The organism is Chryseobacterium turcicum (genome assembly GCF_021010565.1).
In the GTDB taxonomy this organism is placed as follows: domain Bacteria; phylum Bacteroidota; class Bacteroidia; order Flavobacteriales; family Weeksellaceae; genus Chryseobacterium; species Chryseobacterium turcicum.
Genome location: NZ_JAJNAY010000001.1, coordinates 700,120 through 714,486 on the forward strand (window position 1 = coordinate 700,120; position 14,367 = coordinate 714,486).

Here is a 14,367-nt window from a genome sequence, read left to right on the forward strand (position 1 = left end):
ATATATTTTTTTTAACTAATAATGAAAACCACAAAAACATTAGCTCAAATCTCAAGTTCAAAAGGGTTTCAGCTCTCGGAGATTTTGGTGAGCTGGCAATACTATACCGAAGAAACGGTAATTTTAGCATATTCTGAAATCAAAAGAAGAGGAATTCAAATCAATGAAGAAATAGAAAAGCTAATTACTGCATTTTCTGAAGCTCAGGGAAAACCTATTTCCCAACTTGAAACTGAATTGTTTGAAACTAAAAATGTAACCAATTATCAGGAATATTATAATTCTTTACCTAAATTCTCAGAAACGTCGAATGACGAAACTAAAAGGCTTGAAAAATTGAGAAGAGACCAAATGTTCCAAAGAGAAGTGATAGAAAAAAAACAGGCTAATAAAGATATTCTCTATGGTGGATTATGGTTTGGAGGTGGTCTTGTGGTAACCTTAGTTTCTGTGGCAAGCGGAAAAGGTGGTCCTATTGCTTACGGAGCGGTAATCTTTGGGGGAATTCAGTTTTTTAGAGGTTTAATGAAAAGCTAATGATTTTTTTATACAACATATTTGTAAACTGTCTCATTTTAGGAATGAAGGTTTTGTCGTTGTTTAATGATAAAACTAAAAAAGGAGTTGAAGGTCGACAACAATCTTTAGAGATTGTGAAAACAGCATTTTCTGCATCAGATAAAGTCTTGTGGATGCATGCCGCAAGCTTGGGAGAATACGAGCAAGGTCTTCCTGTTTTAGAAAAACTTAAAGAAGAGTTTCCTACTCATAAAATTTTAATTACCTTTTTTTCTCCGTCGGGATATGAAAATGTAGTTAAGAAAAAACATATTGCAGATGCTATTTGTTATCTTCCTTTCGATAGAAGAAATACCATAAAAGAATTTACCTCTCAGTTTGATTGCGAGTTGTTTTTTACCGTTAAATACGATTACTGGTATAATCTCTTGAATGAGCTTAAAGAGAAGAATATTAAAATGTTTGTGATTTCAGCATTATTTTATGAAAGCCAGTCTTTTTTTACCACCTATGGGAAGTGGTTTGTAAAACAGCTGAAGCAGAATATAAGCTGGTTTTTTCATCAGACGCAGCATTCATATGTTTTAGCTAAAAGTATTGGTCTACTAAACTCTTCGGTAACCGGAGATACCCGATTTGATAGGGTAAAGCAATTAAGACTTAGAAATAATCATGTTGATTTTGTTGAAGAATTTATAGGAAAAGAAAAGGCAATGGTCTTTGGAAGTTCATGGCAGGCGGAAGAGAAAATTGCAAAAATAGTTTCAGAGAAAAATCAGGATTTAAAAATAATTATCGCTCCTCACGATTTGAAAAGAGTAGAAAACTTAAAGCAAATTTTCCCTACCGCAATTTTATACAGCGAATTAAAAAACTCTAAAACGTTCCAGCCCTCCAACTATCAAACTCTCATCATCGACAGTATCGGGCTTCTTTCAAAACTCTATTCTTACGCTGATGTTGCAGTTGTTGGAGGTGGTTTTCACGATTCTGGTCTTCACAATATTTTGGAAGCGGCAACCTTTGGTGTTCCTGTGATTTTTGGCAATAAGTACAAGAAAAACCCTGAAGCTGATCAGTTAATTTCGGCTAAAGGAGGAAAGTCTTTTGAGGATGAAAATGAAGCGGCTCATTTTGTTTTAGAGGTATTTAAAAATGAAAAAATACTCATTGAAATGTCTGAAAATGCAAAGCAATTTATAGATAGACAGCCGGAGTCTTCAACGCTTATTCTTCAGAAAATTGTATCACTTTAAAAATCCCTGATTCTTAATATCTTTTATAATCAAATCAAAATGCTCTGGAATTCTTTCGACGCTAAACCAATTAAAGTCTACGCCGTTATTGATAAATAGTTTCTCAAGATAAATATTGTTGGTGATTTTGTCGTGTGCAACTGAAAGATATTCATCAATTTCCATCCAATAATCTTCATCTAGTTTTTTAGTTAAAGCTAAAGCTTTTACGATTTTATTGATGATATAAAGATAAAGTTTGTACATGTCGTTGAATCTCTGACGGCTCAGTTTTTCATTGCTTTCAAGTATTTCGTTGATTAGTAAAAGGTTTAAACTAATGTCTCCAAATTTGTCAGTCGTTACTTTTACGTGCTCTGTAATTTGTGAGCTTATTTTTCGGATGAGCCCGATGAAATATTTTTGATTGCTGATGTATTTAGAAGCATATTCTACTTTCTCTTTTATCAATTCTTCCATGGCATCACGCTTCAGGTCTACGGTTTCGTGATCGATTAATTCAAAATATAATTTTTTAGATAAAATCTCATCCTTCCTTAATAATCTGAAAATTAATCGGTCTTTTTCTACCGGTGAAAGTTGGCTTAATGCTGTTTTAAATTCTTTAGAATACTCCATTAATTAAATATTTTCGAATATTTTATAAATCCGTTTAATGCCCAGTTTGCGGTGTAATAAAGAGATTTTAAGGTAGAAAATTTCATGAAATCTTTATAAACAAGATACTGATCTTTTACAATATTCTGTTTTTTTCTAGAAATGCTGTTTTCTCGCATCCTGTATTTTGCCATTGTTTTTGGAAGTGGTTTGCCTACAGGAATTTTCTTTAATAAATTCAGCCACATCACATGGTCTTCCCTTTTACTACCTTCCGGAAAATATTCTTTTCCCACCCTTTGTGAATCGTACATCGATGATAGAAGAGAAAATCTGCAGGTTTTAAGCAAATTATTAAAAGTAACTTCTTTATCAGCTTTAAAATCTTCAATTTTTGGAACTAAATTTTCATCACATCTTGCATAATTAGAATAAGCAATTTCTGCATTTTTACGCTTCATAAAGTTAGTCATTTCTTCAAGAAAGTTGGGTTCCCAAAAATCATCAGCGTCAAGAAAAGTAATAAACCTTCCTGAGGCCTCTTGTAATGATAGATTCCTAGCATGGCCTGCACCACCATTTTTTTTAGCAATAATTAATTTTATTCTAGGATCTTTATATCTTTGAATGATTTCAACTGAGTTATCTGTCGACAAATCATCTGTAATGAGCCATTCCCAATCGGTAAACGTTTGATTCATTACCGAGCTGATTGTTTCCTCTAAAAAAGGAGACGAATTGTAACAAGGGGTAATGATAGAAACTTCTGGCACGTGTTTTTTTTTGCAAATATAACGCTTTGTGAATGTATTTTCTTCGGAGAATTTTTAAGGAAATGTAAATTATAATTCAAAATTCAAAAAAAATGATTGGATTTTTAAAAAAAATCATAATTTTAACCCTTGAAAAATTTGATCTATGAAGAAATTAGCATTATTTGCAGGATTATCATTATTAGCTTTTACAGGATGTAACGACGACGACGTACAAGAACAGATATTTCCTATTGTTGGAACGTGGTCTCCTACCAAAGAGGTAAGAACACAAGTTCCCTTAGATGGAATTGGTTTTTCTGACGAAATTGGGTATACAGACTGTCAGAAAGAAGGAAGGTGGGTTTTTAATGAAAATATGTCTGGGCAAAGAACAAATAGAGATATGGCTGGTATGACTCCAACCTGTACTACGACTTCACAGCGTAATTTTTCCTATGTATATAATTCTTCTGAGAAAAATTTCGAGATCAAATATCAGGGAACTGTTGTTTCAGATAAAGGTAAAGTGACTTTGTTGGATGCAGAAACGTTAAATCTGAAAATTGAAGATACTACAGATCCTACTATTTATAAGTCTACAACCTATACTTTTAAAAGAATTCCGCAATAATAATCAGTGTTTCAATTCTAATATATAATCTCATCGCAAGGTGAGATTTTTTTTGTTTATAAGAATTACATTGTAATTAATTAAAAATTCAATTTACATTAATTTTATAATCATTATTTTTGTGAAACTAGATTGAGAATTGATAATGAAATTAATTCTAATATCTAAAGTCTAACATCTAACATCTATAATAAAAAGTGTTTTACGATCATCAGCAGATAGAAAAAAAGTGGCAGAAATACTGGGAAGAAAACCAAACGTATAAGACTTCCAATAACACAGACAAACCAAAATTTTATGTTCTCGATATGTTTCCGTATCCGTCGGGAGCGGGGCTTCACGTAGGTCATCCGCTTGGATATATTGCGTCAGATATTTACGCGAGATATAAAAGACATCAGGGGTTTAATGTTCTCCACCCGGTTGGTTACGATAGTTTTGGGCTTCCTGCTGAGCAGTATGCCATTCAAACCGGAACCCACCCCGCTGTTACTACTGAGCAAAACATTACAAGATACGAAGAGCAGTTAAGAAAAATTGGTTTCTCTTTCGATTGGAGTAGAGAAGTGAGAACTTCTGACGCTTCTTACTATAAATGGACACAATGGATTTTCATTGAATTGTTCCATTCTTGGTATAATAAAGATACAGACAAGGCAGAATCTATCGATACTTTAATCAAGCATTTTGAAGAAAAAGGAACAGTAGGATTAAATGCCAATCAAAATGACGAATTAAATTTTACGGCAGAAGAATGGAAGTCTGCTTCTGAAATAGATAAAGAAGATATCCTTCTAAATTACCGTTTAGCCTACAGAGCGGAGACGACGGTAAACTGGTGTCCTGCTTTGGGAACAGTTTTAGCCAACGATGAGATTAAAGACGGAAAATCTGAAAGAGGAGGTTTTCCTGTTTTCCAAAAGAAAATGATGCAGTGGAGCATGAGAATTTCTGCTTACTCTGAAAGATTATTACAAGGTTTAAAAACTTTAGACTGGCCACAACCTTTAAAAGATTCTCAAGAATACTGGATTGGGAAATCTCAAGGCGCTCAAGTGAAATTTAATGTTGAAGGTCATGACGAGATTGTAGAAGTTTTCACCACAAGACCTGATACAATTTTTGGAGCAACATTTATGGTTTTAGCTCCGGAAAATCCTTTAGTGGAAAATATTACGACTGATACTCAAAAAGCTGAAGTTGATACTTATATTGAAGAAACTTCCAAAAAGACTGAGAGGGACAGAATGTCTGACGTTAAAAACGTTTCAGGTGCTTTCACGGGAAGTTATGCAATCAATCCGTTTAGCGGGGAAAAGATGCCAATCTATATTTCAGATTATGTATTGATGGGCTACGGAACGGGAGCTGTAATGGCTGTTCCTGCACATGACGAGCGTGATCATAGATTTGCGAAAAAATTTAATTTAGAAATTAAAAAAGTTGTAGAAACAGAAGAAGATATTCATGAAAAATCTTTTGATTCTAAAGATTCTGTTTGTGTAAATTCTGATTTCTTAAACGGATTAAAATATAAGGAGGCTAAAGCATTAATTATTGATGCTATTGAAAAGAAAGCAATTGGCCACGGAACTACAAATTACAGACAGCGTGATGCAATTTTCTCAAGACAAAGATATTGGGGCGAGCCCGTTCCTATATACTATAAGGATGGAATGCCTTACACGTTGCCAAATTCTGCATTGCCTTTAGAACTTCCTGAAGTTGAAAAATATTTGCCAACTGAAGATGGTGATCCGCCATTAGGAAATGCAAAGACTTTTGCTTGGGACGAAGCGAACCAAAAAATTGTTGATACCAATTTAATAGATGATAAAAATGTATTTCCATTAGAATTATCTACAATGCCGGGTTGGGCGGGAAGCTCTTGGTATTTCCTTAGATATATGGATCCAAAAAATGATGAGGTTTTTGCTAATAAGGAATTGTCTGATTATTGGGGACAAGTAGATTTATATATCGGAGGTAGTGAGCACGCAACCGGTCACTTATTATATTCTCGTTTCTGGAATATGTTCTTAAAAGACAGAGGATATATTAAAAATGATGAGCCTTTCCAAAAGTTGATTAATCAGGGAATGATTTTGGGGATGAGTGCTTTTGCATATAGAGTTGAGGGGACTAATCAGTTTGTATCTAAAAATCTAGCAAAAGATTATCAGACTCAGGAAATTCATGTTGATGTATCTTTATTAAAAGGAACATCTGATGAATTAGATACTGAAGCGTTCAAATCTTGGAGACCAGATTATGCTGATGCAGAATTTATTTTAGAAGATGGAAAATACATCACAGGTCGTGAAGTAGAAAAAATGTCTAAGTCTAAATACAATGTGGTAAATCCTGATGACATCTGTGAAGAATATGGAGCAGATGGTTTAAGATTGTATGAAATGTTCTTAGGTCCATTAGAACAATCAAAACCTTGGAATACACAAGGATTAAGCGGAGTTTACGGTTTCCTTAAAAAATTCTGGAATCTTTATTTCAATGAAGATACTTTTGAAGTTTCTGAAGAAGAACCTACAAAAGCAGAATATAAAGTATTGCATACCTTAATAAAGAAGGTGGTGTACGATATCGAAAACTTCTCGTTCAACACTTCTGTGTCATCATTTATGATTGCTGTAAATGAATTACAGAAATTAAAATGCAACAAACGCAATATTTTACAGCCTTTAGCCGTTATAGTTTCCCCTTACGCACCACATATTTGTGAAGAGGTATGGAATTTGCTGGGGCATAACTCTTCAATTGAGTTTGAAAAGTTCCCAATTTTGAATGAAGAATATTTAGTTGAAGATGAGATTGAGTACCCTGTAAGCATAAATGGTAAGATGAAATTTAAAATTGCTCTTCCTGCAACATTATCAGCCAAAGAAGTAGAGGATTTAGTGCTTCAAAATGAGAAAATGGGAATGCTTTTAGAAGGTAAAACCCCTAAAAAAATCATCGTAGTACCAAAAAAAATCGTTAATATCGTAATTTAAAAGAAATTTAACATTGATAAAATCAAAAAAATAGAGGTTTTAAATTTTTGATTTTCTAACGTATTTTGTGAAATTAACAAATATTAATAAAATATTCAAAGATAATTACGATATCGGAATCTTATCAAATTATCATTATGAAAAAAAGGCAAAATCTTATATGATACTATTGTATTTTAATTAATTTTGCCTTTATTTTACAACTCTAAAATTTTAAAACAATATAATTTAGTTAAATATGGAAATGAATGTTTCAAAAAATGATGAGCAAGTAGTTGCTAGAAAAGCAGGAGGTCTTAATCCAGCTGTAATTCTTCCTATCCTTTTGGTTTTAGGATTTTGTGTTTGGTTATTTGTCTTAGGTAACCCTGGTAATTTTAAGGCTGATCCAAAATTGTCTGGACTTTCAGCTGCCTTTACAGATGTAGAGCGTAAAGACTTACATCCATTAGGGTTTATGGGTATGATTTATATGGGAGGGATTATTGTACCATTCTTGGTTTCATTCATGATTATTGTAATCGTTTTCTCATTTGAAAGATATTTTGTATTAAGCAAAGCTTCAGGTGCAGGTAACGTAGATAACTTCGTAGTGAAAGTAAGAAGCTTATTAAATAGCAATAAAGTTGACGAAGCTTTAGAAGAGTGCGACAGACAGCAAGGTTCTGTAGGGAACGTTGTAAAAGAAGGTCTTATTACTTACAAAGCTTTAGCTCACGATACTACTCTAAATAAAGAGCAGAAAATGGTAGCTCTAAACAAAGCTATCGAAGAAGCTACAACTCTTGAGATGCCAATGTTGGAGAAAAATATGATGATTCTTTCTACTTTAGGTACTGTTGCAACATTAGTAGCACTATTAGGAACAGTAATCGGGATGATTGGAGCGTTCTTTGCTTTAGGTGCTAGTGGTGGTACTCCTGATGCTGCTGCTTTATCAATTGGTATTTCTGAAGCATTGATTAATACAGCTTTAGGTATTGGTACTTCTGCGGTAGCGATTATTCTTTACAACTTCTTTACTTCTAAAATTGACGGATTGACTTATAAGATCGATGAGATCGCTATGAGCATTCAGCAGTCTTTTGCAGAATTTCACTAAGAAATAGTGATCCTGTGTTTTTACACAAAAAAAAGAAGTTTTAATAATTAGATAATAAATAATGGCGAGAATTAAACCAAAAAGACATGGTGTAGTGACCGATATGACGGCAATGTGTGACGTTACGTTCCTACTACTTACGTTCTTTATTATGACCACTCAGTTCAAAAAACCTGATGTGGAGCAGATCAAACCGCCATCTTCAATCTCAGAGAAGTTACTTCCTGATGCAAGTTTAATGACTATTAACGCTACTCCGGACGGGAAATTTTATTTTCAGCCAGTAGAAAATGCAAAAGAGAGATTAGAGCTTTTAGAAAAAATGGGTGAAAAGTACAAAGTTACTTTTGATGATAAACAAAAAGCTGCATTCCAAAAAGTACAAGCTATTGGTGTTCCTATGAGCCAATTGAGAAGCTATTTGGATTTGCCAGAAGATGAGCAAAAAAATTATAAGAGCCCTACTGGGGTTCCTATGGATAGTACAAATAAGCAGTTAACTGACTGGGTAGAACAAAGTTTAAGCGTAAATCCTGATTACAAATTAGCAATCAAAGGTGACGTTACAACAGAATATCCTAAAGTGAAAAGTTTATTTGAGGGTTTAAGAGATATTAACTTTCTTAAATTTTGGTTGATTACGTCACAAGAAGGTAAACCTAACGAATAATTAAGAATAAGAAATGGCACAAGTACAAGTACAGGATAAGAGCGCCAAAGGTGGCAAAGTTCGTTCCAAGAAAAACAACCCTGCCGTCGATATGACGCCAATGGTTGACCTTAATTTCTTACTATTGATGTTCTTTATGTTTACATCAACGTTTAGTAAACCCAATGTGATGGATTTAGGGCTTCCGGCAAAACCGGATCCTACAAAGCCTCAACCACCACCAAACGAAATTGATTTATCCAATTCTATCACTTTGCTTTTAGGAAAAGATAACAGAGTGTTCTGGCACCAGCAAGACCAAGCAGGTCTTAATGATCAGACGATGACTGAAACTTCTTTTGACAGAGAAGGGATTAGAGAAATTATCAAGCAAGCAAAAGCCAGAGCTAAAAAGAAAGAGCTGTTTACAGTGATTATTAAGCCAACGGATGATGCGGTATATAAAAACTTTGTAGATATTCTTGACGAGATGGCAATTACAAAAAGCGAAAGATATGGGGTAACCGATCTTAAGCCTTATGAAAAAGCTGTGTACGATAAGAAAGTGGGTAACTAATTCGGTTACCGCAAAGTGTTTAACATTTAAATTTGCAATACAATGGCAGATGAAAATATATACGGTCAAAATCTTACTTTAGACGAGATTGTATTTGAAAATAGAAATAAAGCATATGGTGCTTACGATCTTAGACATCAGTATCCTAGATTACTGACAAAGTCTTTTATTATTGGTACAGGATTGTTCTTGGTTACTGCTTTATCTCCTTTAATTTATATGACTATTAAAAGTATGAATGAAAAGGAAGCTGTAGAGGTAAAATCTGATTTGGTGGAAATCATCGAAGAAGATCCTATCATAGAGCAACCAAAGGAAGAGGAACCACCACCACCGCCACCACCAGTGGTAGAGGAGAAAATTGAAATTATTCAAAACGTAGTTCCGGAACCGGTGAAAGCTCCTAAAATAGAGACTCCACCACCTCCGATTTCTGAACAGTTAAAAACGACTACTGGTGCGGTTTCTCAAGAAGGAGTAAAAGCTCCTGCTTATACGCCACCACCACCACCACCATCTACAGGTACTAAAGCTTCAACAGCTGAAGTTAAGCCACAAGTAGATGAAAAAGCGATTTACACTGAGGTAGAGCAGACTGCAGAATTCCCTGGAGGAATTAATGCTTTCAGAAGAAAAGTTTCTGAAAACTTTGATAGTTCAGCTATTGAAGGTGCAGATGGAGTGGTAAAAGGAGAAGTTACTTTTGTTGTTGAAAGAGATGGTAGTATTACAGATGTTAAAGTGAGCGGTAAAAACCCTGACTTTAATTCTGAAGCTGTAAGAACTGTAAAATCGATTAAAAACAAATGGGCTCCTGCAAAAATTAATGGTCAATCTGTACGTTACAGATATAGACTTCCATTAGCGATGCAACCGCCAGAATAAGTTATTAGTTTATTTTAAATAATAATTAAAAAAGAGAAGCTTATGCTTCTCTTTTTATTTTTTTTAATATTTTTGTTGTATGATGTTCAACTGGTTATCTTTAGTCGCAGGAATTTGTTACGTAGCCCTAGGAATCGTAATGATGGTTTATAAATTCCTCGAGCCAATATATGCATATGCTCTGGGAGCTGTATTAATACTTTATGGAATCTTCAGAATCTGGAGAGCAATATCAAAATTCAGAAATACTGCCGAAGATGAAGAGTAGTCGCTTTTTTTTATTAGCTTTCTTCTCAGTTTTAATCATAAACTGTTCAAAAAAAGTAGAAAGTAAAGTATCCTATAATAAAGGGGAAATGACAATTTTGACGGATGAGTCTTTTAAAAGTGTTACAGAAGCTTTAGCAGAAGGGTATATGATTAGTTATCCGGACACTAAAATAAAAGTGGTGACCAAAAAGGAAGACTTAGGTTTTCTTGATTTATTGAATAATAAGGCAAGAATTGTAGTGATGTCTAAAGTATTATCTTCCGAAGAGATTAAAGCCTACGAAGATAAAGTAGATATGAAAATGGAGCCTGCAAAATTTGCGGCAGATGCTGTCGTATTTTTTGTGCCTAAAAATTCTGAAAAAGAAAGCATTACCATGGAAGAAATAACTTCCGGTTTACAGTCTGACGATAAGAATTTTGTATTTGATGGAACCAATTCTAGTAACCTTAATTTTGTTGCTCAAAAACTAAATAAACTTCCTAAAGATTTGAAATTTTCAATTATTCCGGGAAGCGTAAATGTTATTGAAGAATTGAGTAAATACCCGAATAAAATTGGGGTGATTGGGCTAAATACAATCAGCAGGCCTTACGATAAAGAAGCAGAGAAATTAAGGGGAATGATAAAAATACTTCCGGTTATCAGTGCTGGAAAAACATATTCTCCAGATTTTGGTGGACTTCGCGAGATGAAGTACCCATTCACCAGAGTTTTATATTTCCTTACCAATGAAGGTAGTTTTAATATTGCTAATGGTTTTATAAGATATTCTTGTACCCATTTGGGGCAGAAAATTGTTCAGAAAGAAGGTTTACAACCTTATAATATTTACCCGAGAGAAGTACAGATTCGTTAAAAAATATTAAATTAATATCAATTCTCAAACCGATTTATTATATTGGTCTGAAAATTGTGTATTTATAATTCGGATTTTTATAATACAGATTTTAAAATAATAATGAAAGATATAATGATTATGAATGTAAAGAAGATTGCTTTAGGAGCATCAGTGGTATTTTTTACCAATTTTGCCTTTGCACAGACGTTGCAGGATGGTATTAACAGTATAGATAGCGATAAATTTGCGGCTGCGAAAACCAATTTCACGTCTATGATTGCAAAAGAACCTACAGCAGAAAATTATTTCTACCTAGGAAATACTTTTTTAAGACAAAGTGAGCCCGATTTTGCAGCAGCTACAGAAAACTTCAATAAAGGTTTGGCTGCAGATAAAAAAAGCTACTTAAATCAAATTGGTTTAGCGGCGGTTAAATTAGGTAAAGGTGATAAATCTGCGATTGCAGAGATCCAGAAAATAGTGACAGATTCTAGGGAAAAAGATGCTGAAGTTTTGTTTAGAGCTGCTGAAGCATTGACTTTATTTGAAAAAAATAACGCTCCAGATTTAGCGATTCAATTTTTGAATAAAGCTATTGAAAGAGCTTCTAGAAAAGAAGTTCCTGCATACTATTACTATACTTTAGGAGATGCATACAGACTAAAAAGAGTTCCTGGAGATGCAATGACGGCATACGACCACGCATTACCATTAGCTAAAAATAAAGCTTCAGTGTATACAAGAATCGGAACTTTGTGGATGGCAGCTCAACAATGGCAACAAGCTAAAACAAGTATTGAGAAAGCAATTTCTACTGATCCAACATATGCACCTGCTTACAAAGCTTTAGCGGCTTATGACATTAAGTATCAAGAGAATGCGAAAGCAACTCAAGATTTGATTAACTATACAAAGTATGCTGATGAAGATCCTTATACTCAATTAGAGATTGCAAAATTGTACTTCACTAATGAAGATTACGCAAACTCTAAAATGATTTTAGATAAAATCTTTGATAAAGTTGAGGACCCTATTAAATTTAAATTGAGAGCATATGTGAATTATGCAGATGGTCAATATGCAGAAGCAAAACAAAACATGGATTCTTTCGTGTCTAAAGCTGAAAAATCAAGAGTTCAGCCTGCTGATCAAGGTTTGATGGGATTAATTGCTGCTGGTTTGGCTAAAACTGAAACTGATGCGGCTAAAAAATCAGCTTTACAGGCAGAAGCACAGCAAAAAATTGGTTTAGCTAAAGCTGCTAAAGATGAAACAATGAAGTGGGATATGGAACTTGCAAAAATCAATGGAGGAGGAGCTTCTCAAGCTTCTGTTGATGCAGGACCTACAAGCCCGGAAATTGAATCTTTCAAAAAATTAGTAGCGGCAAACGCACAAGACTCTGATGCTTTGTACAAATTGGCAAACGCTTACCAAGATGCTAAAAACTGGAACGGAGCTGTTTTAACATGGCAAAAAATGATTGGATTGCTTCCAGATTGGGCACCGGCATATTACAGCCAAGGTTATGCATACCAACAAGCAGGAAATCATGAAGCAGCAAAAATTTCTTACGAGAAATTCATCTCAACAGTTAAACCTGCTGAAGTTGAAACCAACAAGCAAACTCTTGCGTATGCTTATTTTGCTGTAGCATATCTTGAAAAAGACAAAAATTTGGCTAAAGCTAAAGATTATGTTGCAAAATCTTTACAGCTAGATCCTTCTTATCAGGATGCTGTAAAATTAAATGCAGAAATCAATAAATAATTTAAAAATTAAATTATTCATATATAAACTTCCCATTCGTAATGTTTGGGAAGTTTTTGTTTAAATCTTATCTTTGAATTAATAAGTGGTCTGCTTACGTATTAAATAAAATTGAGCAGACAATCGTATTGTTAAAATTACTATTGAATTATGAAAACAGATATACTTGCTTTTGGAGCCCATCCAGATGATGTAGAATTAGGATGTGGCGGAACACTCGCTAAATTAATTTCAGAAGGAAAAACTTGTGTTATCGTTGATTTAACAAAAGGAGAACTCGGAACAAGAGGAACTGATCAAACAAGAAAAGAAGAAGCTACAGAAGCTGCAAAAATTTTGGGTGTTGCCGCAAGAGAGAATTTGGGGTTAAAAGATGGTTTTCTTGTTAATTCTGAAGAATACCAAATGGAGATTGTAAAAATGATTCGCAAATACCAGCCAGAAATCGTCTTAGCTAATGCAATTGATGATAGACATCCAGATCATGCAAAAGCAGCGAAATTAGTGTCTGATGCGTGCTTTTTAGCTGGTCTAAGAAAAGTTGAAACGCTTCTTGATGGAGAAACTCAGGAAGTGTGGAGACCGAAGCAAATATTCCATTATATTCAATGGAAACATATACAGCCAGAATTTGTGATTGATATCTCAGAACATCTTGAGAAAAAGCTTGAAGCTTGTATGGCATTTAAAACTCAGTTTTATGATCCTACTTCTAAAGAACCTGAAACGCCAATTACCTCAAAAGACTTTTATGAGAGTCTAACGTACCGAGCTCAAGATTTAGGGCGATTATCGGGAGTTGCTTATGCTGAGGGGTTTACGTCAGAAAAGTTAATTGCAATGAAAAATTTTGATGGAATTGTTTGGTAATTAAAAATTCTTTCCTATATTTGCACCACCAAAAACGGTGATTGTAGCTCAGTTGGTTAGAGCGCCGGATTGTGGTTCCGGAGGTCGGGGGTTCGAGACCCCTCATTCACCCCACAGTAAACGCATTTTCTTTTGAAAATGCGTTTTTTTATTTTTAGATATAACAAGATAGGTCTGAGAACTTATAATAAATGTAATCGGCATAAAAAAAGCATCTTTTTTCAGATGCTTGTGTTTTTTTTAGATATGTTTAGATTTAAATTTCTTCGTCAGAATCTATAGTATAGGTTTTGCTTTTGAAATCTTTATCATGCTTTTCTGAAATAACATCCTCACCCTTTTCATTAATGATGAAATCTGTGGACTCATTAAACATCTCCTGAAAACTTTTAAAATCTTCTTTGTAAAGATAAATTTTATGTTTCTCGAATGTAGCTTCTCCATTCTCTCCGAAATTCTTTTTGCTTTCGGTAATTGTAAGATAATAATCTCCTGCTTTAGTCTCTCGCACATCAAAGAAATAAGTTCTTCTTCCCGCTTTTAACACCTTAGTGAAAATTTCATTTTCATGGCGTTCCTTGTATTCACTCATTATTAGATATTTTTTTTAAATCTTGTTAAGAACAAATATAA

At 34.0% G+C, this 14,367-nt stretch carries 15 protein-coding genes and 1 tRNA gene; 13 read left to right on the plus strand and 3 right to left on the minus strand.

Annotated elements, in window-relative coordinates; genetic code table 11:
• Positions 1-21 precede the first annotated feature (21 nt).
• Both LO744_RS03320 and LO744_RS03325 read left to right on the plus strand, forming a co-directional pair.
• Positions 22-537 (plus strand): hypothetical protein, encoded by a 516-nt coding sequence (locus LO744_RS03320; RefSeq protein ID WP_230667169.1) that lies wholly within the window; start codon positions 22-24, stop codon positions 535-537.
• Entirely contained in the window at positions 537-1,775 is a 1,239-nt protein-coding gene (locus LO744_RS03325) for a 3-deoxy-D-manno-octulosonic acid transferase (protein ID WP_230667170.1), read from the plus strand. The genes LO744_RS03320 and LO744_RS03325 overlap by 1 nt, the downstream gene beginning before the upstream one ends.
• On the opposite strand, the gene LO744_RS03330 is transcribed toward LO744_RS03325, so the two are convergent.
• Positions 1,767-2,393 carry a deoxyuridine 5'-triphosphate nucleotidohydrolase gene (locus LO744_RS03330; RefSeq protein WP_230667171.1) on the minus strand — a complete coding sequence of 209 codons (627 nt, stop codon included), beginning with the start codon at positions 2,391-2,393 and terminating at the stop codon, positions 1,767-1,769. The genes LO744_RS03325 and LO744_RS03330 overlap by 9 nt on opposite strands.
• Positions 2,393-3,145: a glycosyltransferase family 2 protein gene (locus tag LO744_RS03335; RefSeq protein ID WP_230667172.1), complete on the minus strand. Its 753-nt coding sequence runs from the start codon at positions 3,143-3,145 to the stop codon at positions 2,393-2,395. Before LO744_RS03335 ends, LO744_RS03330 begins: the two co-directional genes overlap by 1 nt.
• Before the next feature lie 145 nt (positions 3,146-3,290).
• On the opposite strand from LO744_RS03335, the gene LO744_RS03340 reads away from it, so the two are divergent.
• The 11 genes from LO744_RS03340 to LO744_RS03390 all read left to right on the plus strand — a co-directional run bounded on the left by LO744_RS03340 (position 3,291) and on the right by LO744_RS03390 (position 13,848).
• Positions 3,291-3,758 (plus strand): lipocalin family protein, encoded by a 468-nt coding sequence (locus LO744_RS03340; protein ID WP_230667173.1) that lies wholly within the window; start codon positions 3,291-3,293, stop codon positions 3,756-3,758.
• Between the two features lie 197 nt (positions 3,759-3,955).
• A complete protein-coding gene (leuS, locus tag LO744_RS03345) occupies positions 3,956-6,769 on the plus strand; it encodes a leucine--tRNA ligase (protein WP_230667174.1) in 2,814 nt (937 codons plus the stop codon).
• 238 nt (positions 6,770-7,007) lie between these two features.
• Positions 7,008-7,871, plus strand: a complete 864-nt coding sequence (locus LO744_RS03350; protein WP_230667175.1) for a MotA/TolQ/ExbB proton channel family protein — start codon at positions 7,008-7,010, stop codon at positions 7,869-7,871.
• Positions 7,872-7,932: 61 nt separating this feature from the next.
• Complete coding sequence (locus LO744_RS03355) at positions 7,933-8,541, plus strand: ExbD/TolR family protein (protein ID WP_230667176.1); 609 nt, start codon at positions 7,933-7,935, stop codon at positions 8,539-8,541.
• Positions 8,542-8,554: 13 nt separating this feature from the next.
• Positions 8,555-9,097 carry an ExbD/TolR family protein gene (locus tag LO744_RS03360; protein ID WP_230667177.1) on the plus strand — a complete coding sequence of 181 codons (543 nt, stop codon included), beginning with the start codon at positions 8,555-8,557 and terminating at the stop codon, positions 9,095-9,097.
• Between the two features lie 42 nt (positions 9,098-9,139).
• Positions 9,140-9,982 (plus strand): energy transducer TonB, encoded by an 843-nt coding sequence (locus tag LO744_RS03365; RefSeq protein WP_230667178.1) that lies wholly within the window; start codon positions 9,140-9,142, stop codon positions 9,980-9,982.
• 79 nt (positions 9,983-10,061) lie between these two features.
• Complete coding sequence (locus LO744_RS03370) at positions 10,062-10,250, plus strand: DUF308 domain-containing protein (protein WP_230667179.1); 189 nt, start codon at positions 10,062-10,064, stop codon at positions 10,248-10,250.
• 88 nt (positions 10,251-10,338) lie between these two features.
• Positions 10,339-11,112 (plus strand): PstS family phosphate ABC transporter substrate-binding protein, encoded by a 774-nt coding sequence (locus LO744_RS03375; protein WP_394799504.1) that lies wholly within the window; start codon positions 10,339-10,341, stop codon positions 11,110-11,112.
• Positions 11,113-11,214: 102 nt separating this feature from the next.
• Positions 11,215-12,864, plus strand: a complete 1,650-nt coding sequence (locus LO744_RS03380) for a tetratricopeptide repeat protein (RefSeq protein ID WP_230667181.1) — start codon at positions 11,215-11,217, stop codon at positions 12,862-12,864.
• 150 nt (positions 12,865-13,014) lie between these two features.
• Positions 13,015-13,734 carry a bacillithiol biosynthesis deacetylase BshB1 gene (gene bshB1 / locus LO744_RS03385; RefSeq protein WP_230667182.1) on the plus strand — a complete coding sequence of 240 codons (720 nt, stop codon included), beginning with the start codon at positions 13,015-13,017 and terminating at the stop codon, positions 13,732-13,734.
• 37 nt (positions 13,735-13,771) lie between these two features.
• Positions 13,772-13,848: transfer RNA gene (locus tag LO744_RS03390), tRNA-His, on the plus strand.
• Positions 13,849-13,990: 142 nt separating this feature from the next.
• Here the strand turns inward: LO744_RS03390 and LO744_RS03395 are convergent.
• A complete protein-coding gene (locus tag LO744_RS03395; protein ID WP_230667183.1) occupies positions 13,991-14,326 on the minus strand; it encodes a DUF3276 family protein in 336 nt (111 codons plus the stop codon).
• Positions 14,327-14,367: the final 41 nt, after the last annotated feature.